This window comes from Nocardioides sp. Arc9.136, from assembly GCF_030506255.1.
Taxonomy (GTDB): domain Bacteria; phylum Actinomycetota; class Actinomycetes; order Propionibacteriales; family Nocardioidaceae; genus Nocardioides.
Map to the genome: position 1 here is coordinate 3,564,401 of NZ_CP113431.1, position 12,487 is coordinate 3,576,887.

General features: G+C 73.4%; 9 protein-coding genes. 7 read left to right on the forward strand and 2 right to left on the reverse strand.

Annotated features, from left to right (window positions below; all coding sequences use genetic code 11):
- Window positions 1-5 precede the first annotated feature (5 nt).
- A complete protein-coding gene (locus OSR43_RS17240) occupies window positions 6-1,736 on the forward strand; it encodes an ABC transporter ATP-binding protein (protein WP_302267969.1) in 1,731 nt (576 codons plus the stop codon).
- Window positions 1,733-3,484 (forward strand): ABC transporter ATP-binding protein, encoded by a 1,752-nt coding sequence (locus OSR43_RS17245; RefSeq protein ID WP_302267970.1) that lies wholly within the window; start codon window positions 1,733-1,735, stop codon window positions 3,482-3,484. The genes OSR43_RS17240 and OSR43_RS17245 overlap by 4 nt, the downstream gene beginning before the upstream one ends.
- Before the next feature lie 18 nt (window positions 3,485-3,502).
- Here OSR43_RS17245 and npdG read toward each other — a convergent pair whose 3' ends face one another.
- A complete protein-coding gene (gene npdG, locus OSR43_RS17250; RefSeq protein ID WP_302267971.1) occupies window positions 3,503-4,174 on the reverse strand; it encodes an NADPH-dependent F420 reductase in 672 nt (223 codons plus the stop codon).
- Between the two features lie 117 nt (window positions 4,175-4,291).
- On the opposite strand from npdG, the gene OSR43_RS17255 reads away from it, so the two are divergent.
- A complete protein-coding gene (locus OSR43_RS17255) occupies window positions 4,292-6,424 on the forward strand; it encodes an acyltransferase family protein (RefSeq protein ID WP_302267972.1) in 2,133 nt (710 codons plus the stop codon).
- 48 nt (window positions 6,425-6,472) lie between these two features.
- On the forward strand, window positions 6,473-7,510 hold the full coding sequence (locus tag OSR43_RS17260) for an LLM class F420-dependent oxidoreductase (protein ID WP_302267973.1): 1,038 nt from the start codon (window positions 6,473-6,475) through the stop codon (window positions 7,508-7,510).
- Window positions 7,511-7,576: 66 nt separating this feature from the next.
- Here the strand turns inward: OSR43_RS17260 and OSR43_RS17265 are convergent, their stop codons facing one another.
- On the reverse strand, window positions 7,577-8,284 hold the full coding sequence (locus tag OSR43_RS17265; protein WP_302267975.1) for a MerR family transcriptional regulator: 708 nt from the start codon (window positions 8,282-8,284) through the stop codon (window positions 7,577-7,579).
- Between the two features lie 98 nt (window positions 8,285-8,382).
- Here OSR43_RS17265 and OSR43_RS17270 point away from each other — a divergent pair, with 98 nt between their 5' ends.
- The 3 genes from OSR43_RS17270 (at window position 8,383) to OSR43_RS17280 (ending at window position 12,482) form a co-directional block, all read left to right on the forward strand.
- Window positions 8,383-9,531 carry an acyl-CoA dehydrogenase family protein gene (locus OSR43_RS17270; protein ID WP_302267976.1) on the forward strand — a complete coding sequence of 383 codons (1,149 nt, stop codon included), beginning with the start codon at window positions 8,383-8,385 and terminating at the stop codon, window positions 9,529-9,531.
- A 76-nt stretch (window positions 9,532-9,607) separates the two neighbouring features.
- Window positions 9,608-10,255 (forward strand): hypothetical protein, encoded by a 648-nt coding sequence (locus OSR43_RS17275; RefSeq protein ID WP_302267977.1) that lies wholly within the window; start codon window positions 9,608-9,610, stop codon window positions 10,253-10,255.
- A 100-nt stretch (window positions 10,256-10,355) separates the two neighbouring features.
- Complete coding sequence (locus OSR43_RS17280) at window positions 10,356-12,482, forward strand: MMPL family transporter (RefSeq protein WP_302267978.1); 2,127 nt, start codon at window positions 10,356-10,358, stop codon at window positions 12,480-12,482.
- The last annotated feature ends 5 nt before the right edge of the window (window positions 12,483-12,487 follow it).

Here is a 12,487-nt window from a genome sequence, read left to right on the forward strand (position 1 = left end):
CTCCGGTGATCCACCTGCCCCTCGAGGACCCCGGCACCGCCGACCACCGCTCGCCCGGACGGTTCTTGTGGTGGATGGCGCGCGGGCAGTGGCGCACCCTCGCGGCGGGCGCGGCGTTCGGCATCGTGTGGATGGGCAGCCAGGCGGTCATGCCGTCGATCATCGGGCGGGCGATCGACCGGGGCGTCGCGGACCGTGACGGGCGCACGCTGGCCTGGTTCGCCGGTCTCCTCCTGCTCGTCGGGCTGGTGCAGTCGGCGAGCGGGATCATGCGGCACCGGTTCGCGGTGACCAACTGGCTCGTGGCGGCGTACCGCACCGTCCAGCTCGTCGGCCGCCAGGCCGTCGCCCTCGGCGGCACCCTCCCGCGCAAGGTGTCGGCCGGCGAGGTCGTCGCCATCGGCACCACGGACCTCTCCCACCTCGGCCAGGTCATGGACGTCTCGGCCCGTTTCGCCGGCGCGGTCGTCTCCTTCGTGCTGGTCGCGGTGATCCTGCTGCAGACCTCGACCACCCTCGGCCTGGTCGTGCTGCTCGGCGTGCCGGGGCTGATGCTCCTGGTGGGACCGCTCCTCTCGCCCCTGCAGACCCGCGCGCACCGCCAGCGCGAGCTGATGAGCCACCTGTCCAACACCGCGACCGACATCGTCACCGGCCTCCGGGTGCTCCGCGGGATCGGCGGCGAGCAGGTCTTCCACGACCGCTACCGCCGCGAGTCGCAGACCACCCGCCGGGCCGGCGTGCAGGTCGCGAAGCTGCAGTCGGTGCTCGACGCGCTCCAGGTCCTCCTGCCCGGCGTGTTCGTCGTCCTGGTCGTGTGGCTCGGCGCGCGGTACGCCGTCCAGGGCACGATCACGCCCGGGGAGCTGGTGGCGTTCTACGGCTACTCGGCGTTCCTGATGATCCCGCTGCGCACCGCGACGGAGTTCGCCAACAAGCTCATCCGCGCCCGCGTCGCGGCCGCGCGCGTGGTGCGCGTGCTGGCGCTGGCCTCCGACCACCTCGACCCCGCGGACCCGCTGCCCCCGCCGCCGGCCGGCTCCGCGCTGGAGGACCTGCGCAGCGGCCTGCGGGTCCGGCCCGGCTCGATGGTGGCGCTGGTCAGCGAGCAGCCGCACGAGACCGCGGAGCTGGCCGACCGGCTGGGCATGTGCGCGGCCGACGTCGACGACGACGTGCGGCTCGGCGGCGTACCCCTCTCCCGCCTGCCGCGCGCGGAGGTACGCCGCCGGGTGGTCGTCTCGGACACCGGCTCGATGCTGTTCTCCGGCCGCCTGGGCGACCGGCTGGACGTCTCGCGCGACGGCCGCCCGGTCGACCCGGCGCTGCACACCGCCTCGGCCGAGGACATCCTCGCCGCCCTCCCGCAGGGCCTGGACACCCCGGTGGCCGAGCGCGGCCGCAGCTTCTCCGGCGGCCAGCGCCAGCGGCTCGTGCTCGCCCGCGCGCTCGTCGCCGACCCGGAGGTGCTCGTGCTCGTGGAGCCGACCTCGGCCGTCGACGCCCACACCGAGGCACGGGTCGCGGCCCGGCTGCGCGCCCACCGCGCCGGCCGGACCACCGTCGTCACCACCTCCAGCCCGCTGCTCCTCGACGCCGTCGACGAGGTCGCCCTCGTCCGCGACGGCGTGGTGGTGGCGACCGGGCGGCACACCGAGCTGCTCGCCACCGAGCCGGAGTACCGCCGCGTGGTCACCCGGGAGACCGACCCCGAGCCCGTGGAGGCGGGCCGATGAGCTCCTCGACCGCGCTGCCGGTGGCCGGCAGCCGCTCCGTGCGCCGCTACGCCCGGGAGCTGGTCCGCAAGCACCCCCGGATGGTCTGGGGCGCCCTGCTGCTCCACGTGCTCGCCGCGGTCGCCGCGCTGGCCGCGCCCCGCCTGCTCGGCGACCTCGTCGAGGCGGTCGAGCACGGCACCACCACCGACCACGTCGACCGGATCATGCTGCTGCTGGCCGGGTTCGTCGTGGTGCAGGCGGTGCTCACCCGCTACGCCCGCTACGTCAGCCAGGTGCTCGCCGAGAAGGTGCTCGCCGACCTGCGCGAGGACTTCGTCGGCAGCGCGCTCGCGCTGCCGCTCGGCACCATCGAGGCGGCCGGCTCCGGTGACCTGCTCACCCGCACCAGCCGCGACGTCGACCAGCTCGGCTGGTCGGTGCGGATGGCGCTGCCGGAGTGGACGATCGCGGTGATCACCGCGGTGGTGACGTTCCTGGCCGCCCTCAGCGTCGGCTGGTGGGTCGCGCTGCCCTGCCTGCTCGGCGTGCCGCCGCTGGTGATCGGCCTGCGCTGGTACCTCGCCCGTGCCAAGGACGGCTACCTGCGCGAGAGCGCGACGTACTCCCAGATCAACGCGACGCTCACCGAGACCGTGCACGGCGCCCGCACCGTCGAGGCGCTCGGGCTCGCCGACGAGCGGGTCCGGGCGATCGACGAAGACATCGCCGACTCGTTCGCCGCCGAGCGCTACACGCTGCGGCTGCGCACGGTGTTCTTCCCCAGCATGGAGATCAGCTACCTGCTGCCGACGGTCGCGACGCTGCTCCTCGGCGGCTGGCTGTACCTGCGCGGCGAGGTCTCGCTCGGCGACGTCACCGCCGCGACGCTCTACGTCCAGATGCTGATCGACCCCGTCGACCGCATCGTCTCCATCCTCGACGAGCTGCAGATGGGCGCCGCCTCGCTGGCCCGGCTGCTCGGTGTCGCCGAGGTGCCCGACGACCGCGCGGCCACCGACCGGGTGCCCGACGGGGAGGAGCTGGCCGCCACCGACGTGCGGTTCGCCTACGCCGAGGGACGCGACGTGCTGCACGGGGTCGACCTGCGCGTCGGCGTGGGCGAGCGGCTCGCGATGGTCGGGCCGTCGGGTGCCGGGAAGTCGACCCTGGGTCGGCTGCTCGCCGGCATCCACCCGCCCCGGACCGGGTCGGTCACCGTCGGCGGCGTCGGCCTGACCGAGCTGCCCCTCGACGACCTGCGCGGCCACGTCGCCCTGGTCACCCAGGAGCACCACGTCTTCGTCGGCACGCTGCGCGAGAACCTCGCGCTGGCCGCCCCGCCCGGTGCCGGGGAGGACGACGTCCGCGCCGCCCTCGCCGCGGTCGACGCGCTGGAGTGGGCCGACGGCCTGCCCGAGGGGCTCGACACGGTCGTCGGCTCCGGCGGCCTCAGCCTGACCGACGCCCAGGCCCAGCAGCTGGCGCTCGCCCGGCTCGTCCTCGCCGACCCACACACGCTGGTGCTGGACGAGGCGACCTCGCTGATCGACCCGCGCGCCGCCCGCCACCTCGAGCGGTCGCTCGCCGCGGTGCTCGAGGGGCGGACGGTCATCGCGATCGCCCACCGGTTGTTCTCCGCCCACGACGCCGACCGCGTCGCGGTGGTCGAGGACGGCCGGATCGCCGAGCTCGGCTCGCACGACGAGCTGGTGGCGGCCGGCGGCTCCTACGCCGCGCTGTGGGAGTCCTGGAACGGTCGCGGCTGAGGGCCGCTGGCCCCGGGGTCAGACCCCGTGGATGCGGATGCCCGAGTGCGTCTTGTACTTGCGGTTGATCGAGATCAGCACGGCCGTGAGCGGCTCGAGCTGGCGGGCCAGCCGCAGCTTGCCGGCGTCGATGCCGGGGCGCCCGGTGACCGAGGCCGCGAGCTCCATGACCTGCTCCTTGGCCTCGGCCTTGTCACCGACCACGAGCACGTCCTCGCCGTCGAGGAACTCCGCGTCGCCCCACAGCGTCACCGCGGACACGTGGTGGAACGCGCCGACGACGACCGCCTCGGGCTGGAGCCGCTGGGCGGTCTCCGCCGCGGACCCCTCGCCGCCGTCGATGACCTGGCCGTGCGCCCCGCGCTTGTCGAAGGCCAGCGGGTTGACGCAGGAGATGACGACCTTGCCGGCCAAGGGCAGGGAGGCGACCAGCTCGTCGTGGCCGTCGTAGGGCACCGCGAGCAGCACCAGGTCGGCCTGGCCGCAGGCGTCCTCGTTGGTCGCGCCGGTGACCGTCCCGGCCCCGTCGACACCGGTCAGCCGCTCGGCGACCTCGGCGGCGCTCGCCTCCGCCTTCTCCGCGGCCCGCGAGCCGAGGACGACCGTGTGACCTCCTCGGGCGAACCGGTAGCCCAGGCCCTTGCCCTGCGGGCCGGTGCCCCCGATCACGGCGATGCGGTACGACGTCACGCTGCTGCTCCTCTGTCCATGGATGGTGCGGACCACGATCGTCCCACCGGCCCGATGCCGGGTCTCCGCGGCCCACTGGTTGGTACCCTGCCGCGGGCGAACGACGGGGGCAGGCTGATGGCGCGAGCGCTGCGCGGGGACATCCAGGGGCTGCGCGCGGTCGCGGTCCTGGTCGTCGTCGCGAGCCACGCGGGCGTGCCGTGGCTGCCGGGCGGCTTCGTCGGGGTCGACGTCTTCTTCGTGATCTCCGGCTTCCTCATCGCCGGCCTGCTCTACCGCGAGGTCGACCGCGACGGCCGGTTCTCGCTCCTCGGCTTCTGGTCCCGTCGCGCCCGCCGGATCCTGCCGGCCGCCACGGTGGTCACGGTCGTGACGGTCCTGACCGCGCTGGCCTGGTACAGCCTGATCGACGCGCGCCAGGTCGTCGAGGACGCCGGCTGGGCGACCCTGTTCGCGGCCAACCTCCACTTCGCGCGGCAGGACGTCGACTACTTCGCCTCCGACCTCGGCGTCTCGCCGCTGCAGCACTACTGGTCGCTCGCGGTCGAGGAGCAGTTCTACGTCGTGTGGCCGCTGCTCCTGCTGGCCTGCCTCGCCTCCGCCCGGTTCGGGCGCCGGAGCCGCACCCGGCCGGGCAGACCGACGGGCAGACCGACGGGCAGCCCGACCGGCGGGCTGCCGCGCGGCGCCGTGCTGGGCGTGCTGCTGGCGGTGACCACGGCGTCGTTCGCCTGGTCGGTCGTGCAGACGGCCGACCAGCCGACGGCGGCGTACTTCTCCACCCTCACCCGCGCCTGGGAGCTCGGGCTCGGAGCGCTGGTCGCGCTGCTGCCCGCCGCCGCGACCCGGCGGCTCGGCCAGCGCTCCGCCACGGTGCTCGCCGTCGCCGGCCTGGCGATGGTGGCGACCGCCTGCGTCGTGCTCACCGAGGCCACCCCGTTCCCCGGGCACGCCGCCGCGCTCCCCGTCGTCGGCACCGCGCTCGTCCTGCTCGCCGGCGCCGGCGCGGCCCGCCCGCTGACCGATACCGTGCTCGCGTGGCGACCGGTGCGCGTGGTCGGTGACTGGTCCTACTCGCTCTACCTCTGGCACTGGCCGGCACTCGTCCTGCCCGCGGGGCTGCTCGGCCGCGGGCTCGAGCCGTGGGAGGCCGCGGCGGCGGTCGCGGCGACGTTCGTGCTGGCCGGCGTGACGTACGCCGCCGTCGAGCTGCCCTTCCGCGAGGGCCGCCCCGCCCTCGCGCTGCGCGTGCCGCGGGCGCTCGTGCTCTACCCGGTCAGCCTGGCGCTCGTCGCCGCGACCTGCGGGGTGTCCTGGTGGTGGACCGGCGAGCGGGCCGGGTCCGGCGACAACCCCGCGATCACCGCCGAGGGGACCACCCACCCCGACGACCCGGACGGCACCGTCGCCCTGGTCCGGGCGTCCGTGGACGCGGCGCGGGAGCGCCGCGCCGTCCCCAGCGACCTCTCCCCCGACCTGCTCGACCTGCGCGAGTCGATCGCCGACGTCGGTCCCTGCGACTACAGCGCCGGGGTGCGCAGGCTCTGCCCCCGCGGCGACACCTCCGCCGACCGCACCGTCGTGGTCATCGGCGACTCCCACGCCCGCGCGTGGATCCCGGCGGTCGACCGGATCGCGGAGGACGGCGGCTGGACGGCGTACTACCTCGTGATGTCGCAGTGCACCGCCGCCCACGTGGTCGTGGCGCCGATCGACGAGGACCGCCCGTTCACCGAGTGCACCGACTTCCACGACTGGGTCGGCGAGCAGGTGGCGGAGCTCCGGCCCGACCTGGTGGTCGTGACGTCCTCGCCCCCGGTCAACGGCGTCTACGACGGCGACGACCGCGTCGAGGCACTCGACCGGGTCGCCCCGGTGCTCGCCGACGGGTACGACGACCTCTTCGCCGACCTGCGGCTGGCGGCGGACCGGGTCGTGCTCCTGCGCGACGTGCCCAAGTCGTCGTACGACCCCGGGACCTGCCTGACCACCGGCTCCCCCAGCCTCGGCGACTGCACCTTCGAGCCGGTCGAGCGCTCGCGCCGGCTCGCCGACGTCGCGGTGACCTCGGCCCGGGTGGCCGGCGCCGAGGTCGTCGACCCCACCCCCTGGCTGTGCTACCAGGACCTCTGCCCGGTGGTGATCGGCGGGACGCTGTCCTACCGCGACACCGACCACCTGACCACCGAGTACGCCGCCTCGCTCGCCGGCCCCCTCGGGCGGGCGCTGCACATGGTCGACCAGCCGTGAGCACCCCCACCTTGTGACGGTGACAGTGCCGGTGTCAGGGTGAGCGGCATGAAGCTCTCGATGCCGCTGATGTACGACGGGAACCCGCGCCAGGCCGCCGACCAGGTCGTCGCCCTCGAGAAGGCCGGCCTCGACACGGTGTGGGTGGCCGAGGCGTACGGCTTCGACTCCCCCACGCTGATGGGCTACCTCGCCGCGAAGACCGAGACCCTCGAGATCGGCGCCGCGATCCTCAACGTCTTCTCGCGCACCCCCGGCGCCCTGCTGCAGACCGCCGCGGGCCTCGACAACGTCTCGGGAGGCCGGGCGGTCATCGGCCTCGGCGCCTCCGGCCCGCAGGTGATCGAGGGCTTCCACGGCCTGCCGTATGACAAGCCGCTGGGGCGCACCCGCGAGGTCATCAAGATCCTGCGCCAGGGCCTGCGCCGCGAGCCGCTCCAGCACGACGGCAAGATCTTCACCCTGCCGCTGCCGGCCGACCAGGGGCTCGGCCTCGGCAAGCCGCTGAAGCTGCTCACCCGGCCCGAGCGCCCCGCGGTGCCGCTGTGGGTCGCCTCGCTCGGTGACGCCAACGTGGCGATGACCGCAGAGATCGCGGACGGCTGGATCCCCCACCTGTTCCTGCCCGAGAAGGCCCAGGACGTCTGGGGCGAGGCGCTGGCGAAGGGCGCCGCGAAGCGCTCGGCCGACCTGGCCCCGCTCGAGGTCACCGCCGGCGGCATGGTCGCCATCGGCGAGGGCGAGGACACCAAGGCCCTGCTCGACTTCGCCCGCCCGCTCTACGCGCTCTACGTCGGCGGCATGGGCGCCCGCGGCAAGAACTTCTACAACGACCTCGCCCGCCAGTACGGCTACGAGGAGGAGGCCGAGAAGATCCAGGACCTCTACCTCGACGGCAAGAAGAAGGAGGCCGAGGCGCTCGTGCCGCTGGAGTGGCTCGAGGCCGGCAACCTGGTCGGACCGGAGTCCTACGTCAAGGAGCGGATCGCCGCCTTCCGCGACGCGGGCGTCACGAACCTGCAGCTGACCCCCGCCAGCGCCGACCCCGCCGCCACCATCGCCCAGGTGAAGGAGTGGGTCTCCTGACCTGCTGCTGACCTGCGACTGACCGTCCCTGCGCCGCGCCGCGCGGGGTCGGGCCGGCCCGGCCGGTCAGTCCCGGGCGAGCGAGCGCGCGATGACGGCGTTCGCGGCGCGCTGGAAGCCGGTGACGACCGCCTCGAGGGTGAGCCGGCGCAGCCGGGAGACGGTCTGCTCGAGCCGCTCGGCGTCCTCGGCCGAGTGCGCCTCGCGCCGGTAGGGGCGCAGCACCTGCTCGCGCAGGATGTCGGTGAGCTCCTCGGCGAGCGCCTCCATGTGCCGGCGGATCGCCTCGCTCGCGGCCTCCATGCTGCCCGGCGGGATGTCGACGTCGAGCAGCTCGACCCCGACCGGCAGGTTCGGCATGGCGACGTACCTCGTGCCGTCGCGCTCCAGCGAGCCGAGCGTCTCGAGCGTCTCCAGGTCGCGGTCGGAGAGCCGCCGGCCGGCGAGCTCCTCGAGCTGGCCCCGGGTCAGCCGCTCCTGGGGCTGGGAGGACCACGAGGTGAGCATCGCGCGCTGGAGGGCGAGGTCCTCGACGGTGGCGTGCTCCGGCAGCCCGGCCAGCACCCGCTCGATCGCCTGCAGGGTGAAGCCGTGGTCCTGCAGCGCCCGGACCAGCTCCAGCCGCGCGCGGTGCTCGGGGCCGTAGTACGCCACGCGGCCGCGCCGCTCCGGCGGCGGCAGCAGGCCCAGGCTGGCGTAGTAGCGCGTCGTGCGCACGGTCAGCCCCACGGCGGCCGCGAGCTCGTCGACGGTCAGGGAAGCGGTGCTGGCCATGGCGTGGACTCTATCTTGATCGATGACAGTTCCGCTGTCACAGTTGCGCTGACACTGTGCTGCGACCCCCGTCCGGGGTCGACCCACCTGGAGGAACCATGCCGGAGCGACCGTCGATCTACGAGCAGGAGCACGAGGACTTCCGCACGAGCGTGCGCGCCTTCCTCGAGAAGGAGGTCGTCCCCTTCCACGACCAGTGGGAGAAGGACGGGCAGGTCAGCCGCGAGGTGTGGACCAAGGCCGGCGACGCGGGCCTGCTCTGCTTCGACGTCGCGGAGGAGTACGGCGGGCCGGGCATCAAGGACTTCCGCTACAACGCCGTCGTGGCCGAGGAGATCTCCAAGGTCGGCGCGAGCGGGCTGGGCTTCCCCGTCCACACCGACATCATCGTCCCCTACATCAGCCAGCTGGGCACCGACGAGCAGAAGCGCCGGTGGCTGCCGGGCCTGGTCAGCGGCGAGCTGATCTCCTCGATCGCGATGACCGAGCCGGGCGCGGGCTCGGACCTGCAGGGCATCCGGACGAGCGCGGTCGACAAGGGCGACCACTACGTGCTGAACGGCTCGAAGACCTTCATCAGCAACGGGATCATGAGCGACGTCGTCATCGTCGTCGCGCGCACCAACCCCGACGCCGGCCACCAGGGCATCAGCCTGCTCGTCGTCGAGCGCGGCATGGAGGGCTTCGAGCGCGGCCGGAACCTGGACAAGATGGGCATGAAGGCCCAGGACACCGCCGAGCTGTTCTTCGACAACGTCGTGGTGCCCAAGGAGAACCTCCTCGGCGAGGAGGGCGCCGGCTTCATCTCGCTGATGGTGAACCTGCCCCAGGAGCGGGTCTCGATCGCCGCGATCGCGGTCGCGGCGTGCGAGCACGTGCTCGACCTCTGCCTGAGGTACGCCAAGGAGCGCGAGGCGTTCGGCAAGCCGATCGGCAAGTTCCAGCACAACCGGTTCCTGCTGGCCGAGATGGCCACCGAGGTCCACATCGCGCGACTGTTCGTCAACGACTGCATCCTCAAGCTCAACGAGGACAAGGTCGACACCTCGCTGGCCTCGATGGCCAAGTGGTGGACCACCGAGCTGCAGAAGAAGCTCGTCGACCAGGGCGTCCAGCTCCACGGCGGCTACGGCTACATGAGCGAGTACCCCATCTCCAAGGCCTACGTCGACAGCCGGATCCAGACGATCTACGGCGGCACGACCGAGATCCAGAAGGAGATCATCGGCCGCAGCCTGGGCATCTGAGCCCCAGGTCACACCGCTGCCCGCACCGGCGGGACCGCCGCCCGGCCGCACCGGCCGGGCGGCGTAGCGTGCAGCGGTGAGCAGCGAGGTCGTGACAGCAGTCCGGTACGACACCCCCGGGCTCGTCCGCACCCTCGACGTCGGCGCGAAGGCGCTGCTCGTCCTCATGCTCGGCCTCGCCCTGGCCTACCCCGACAGCAGCGGCCTGGAGGGCAAGGGCGCCGGCGCCCGCGCGGTGGGCTACCCGCTGCTGGCCTTCGCGATCCCGGCCGTGTGGTGGTGGCACTGGCGCGAGCGGGCGTCGTTCCCGTGGCTGGCCGACCTGCTGGTCACCCTCACCTGCTTCAGCGACACCCTCGGCAACCGGATGGACCTCTACGACACCGTCGTGTGGTTCGACGACTTCATGCACTTCGCCAACCTCGCCATGCTCACCGCCGCGGTGCTGCTGCTGACGATGCACCGCAGCTCCTCGCTCGGCGCGGCCCTCGAGCGGTCGTTGGCCTTCGGCGCCACCGCCGCGGTGGCCTGGGAGCTGGCGGAGTACGCCGCGTTCCTCAGCCGGCACTCCGAGCGCGCGCACGCCTACGCCGACACCCTCGGCGACCTGACCCTCGGGATCCTCGGCTCGCTCCTCGCCGCCGTCGTCGTGCACCGCGCGTGGGCGGCCGGCCACCTGCGCTCGACCGCGCCGCAGCTCGAGCGGGAGCCCGCCGCCGCCTAGCCCGGGCGAGGGGCACGCCCACCGCCCCAGGAAAGGCGATGACTCCGCGGGTAAAACGCGGTCTCCTCGGTAGGAGCATCCACCGCCGAGGGAGACCACCATGCACCTGCAGCTCGCCGGACGGCTCACGGGCCGCGTGACCAAGTGGCTGGTGGTGCTGGCGTGGGTCGCGGCGTTCGCCGTGTGCGGCAGCCTCTCCGCGAAGCTCGTCGACGTCCAGGACAACGAGGCCTCCTCGTGGCTGCCCGGCGACGCGGAGTCGACCCGGGTGTCCGAGGAGCTGGCCGGCACGGTCGACCCCAACGACATCCCGACCCTGGTCGTCTACCAGCGCGACGGCGGCCTGAGCGAGGACGACCTCGCCGCCATCGAGGAGCAGGCCCAGGAGATGGCGTCGGTCGAGGGCGTCACCGGGGAGGTGGTCGACCCGCGGACGGCCGCCGCCGCGGGCCTCGGCGGGCTGTCGGAGGACGGCGAGGTCGCGGTCACCACGGTCGTCCTCAACTTCGGCGCCGACGGCTGGAACGCCATCCCCGACGCCGCGGAGGACCTCCGGGAGATCGCGACGCTCGACGGGGCCACGGTGCACCTCGCCGGGTACGGCGGCCAGGCGGCGGACTCCGCCGAGGCCTTCGAGGGCATCGACACGAACCTGATCCTCATCACCTTCGCCGTGGTGATCGTGATCCTGCTGCTCACCTACCGCAGCCCGGTGCTGTGGGTGCTGCCGATCCTCAGCGCGGCCGTGGCCTACACCGTCTCCGGCGGCGTGGTGTACCTGCTGGCCAAGCACGCCGGCCTGACCGTCAACGGCCAGAGCCAGGCGATCCTGGGCATCCTCGTCATCGGCGCCGGCACCGACTACGCGCTCCTGCTGGTGGCCCGCTACCGGGAGGAGCTGCGCCGGCACGAGGACCGCCACGCCGCGATGGCCTTCGCGCTGCACCGGGCCGCCCCGGCGATCTTCGCCAGCGCGGCGACCGTCGTGGTCGGGATGCTCTGCCTGGTCTTCGCCGACCTCAACTCCACGGCCGGCCTCGGACCGGTGCTGGCCATTGGGGTGGGCATCACCTTCCTCGTCATGGTGACCCTGCTGCCCGCCCTCCTCGTGATCGCCGGGCGCTGGGTGTTCTGGCCGAAGCGGCCGCACTTCGGGTCGCGGGAGCCGAACACGACCGGGTGGTGGGCCCGCGTCGGGCGGGCCATCGAGCCGCGGCCGCGGCGGGTGTGGGTGGTCACCGCCGGGGTGCTCGCGGTGGCCTGCCTCGGCCTGCTCCGGCTCGACGCCTCCGGGCTCTCGACCGAGGACACCTACACCCAGGAGTTCGGCTCCATCAAGGGCCAGAAGGTGCTGGTCGAGCACGGCCTCGTCGACAGCTCCAACACCGCACAGGTGGTCACGGACACCGCTGCGGCCGACGCCGTGGTGTCCGCGATGCAGGGCGTCGAGGGCCTCGGCGAGCCGGGCGAGGTCCGGCCCGTCTCGGAGACCCGCTCCTACGTCGAGGCGACCATCGACCACGACATCTCCTCGAGCCCGGCCTTCGACGTCGTCGAGGCGACCCGCGCGGCCGTCCACGACATCGACGGGGCCGACGCGCTCGTCGGGGGAGGGTCGGCGTTCTACCTCGACACCAAGGTGGCCAGCAACCGCGACAACAAGGTGATCATCCCGATCGTCCTGCTGGTGGTGTTCCTCATCCTCGTCGGCCTGCTCCGCGCGCTCGTGGCACCTCTCCTGCTGATGGCCACCGTCGTGCTCTCCTTCGGTGCCGCCCTCGGCATCTCCACGCTGCTCTTCGAGTTCGTCTTCGGCTTCGCCGGCGCCGACCCGGGGTTCCCGTTGTTCGCCTTCGTCTTCCTGGTGGCTCTGGGGATCGACTACAACATCTTCCTCATGACGCGCGTCCGGGAGGAGAGCGCGCTCCACGGCACCCGGCGCGGGTCCCTCATCGCGCTCAGCTCGACCGGCGGCGTCATCACCTCGGCGGGGCTGGTCCTCGCCGCGACGTTCCTCGTCCTGGGCACCATCCCGTTCGTGTTCCTCGCCGAGCTCGGCGTCGCCGTGGCGCTCGGCGTGCTGCTCGACACGATGGTCGTGCGCTCAGTGCTGGTCACCGCGCTCAACCTCGACCTCGGCGACCGGATCTGGTGGCCCGGCCGGCTCCACCACGGCCCGCCCGAGGAGCGGCCGGTGCCGACGGAGCAGGAGCCGGCCCGCGTGTGAGCCGC

Coding starts and splice junctions, on each gene's coding strand:
- OSR43_RS17245 (WP_302267970.1), top strand. CDS start 1,733: ATGAGCTCCTCGACCGCGCTGCCGGTGGCCGGCAGCCGCTCCGTGCGC.
- OSR43_RS17255 (WP_302267972.1), top strand. CDS start 4,292: ATGGCGCGAGCGCTGCGCGGGGACATCCAGGGGCTGCGCGCGGTCGCG.
- OSR43_RS17260 (WP_302267973.1), top strand. CDS start 6,473: ATGAAGCTCTCGATGCCGCTGATGTACGACGGGAACCCGCGCCAGGCC.
- OSR43_RS17265 (WP_302267975.1), bottom strand. CDS start 8,284: ATGGCCAGCACCGCTTCCCTGACCGTCGACGAGCTCGCGGCCGCCGTG.
- OSR43_RS17270 (WP_302267976.1), top strand. CDS start 8,383: ATGCCGGAGCGACCGTCGATCTACGAGCAGGAGCACGAGGACTTCCGC.
- OSR43_RS17280 (WP_302267978.1), top strand. CDS start 10,356: ATGCACCTGCAGCTCGCCGGACGGCTCACGGGCCGCGTGACCAAGTGG.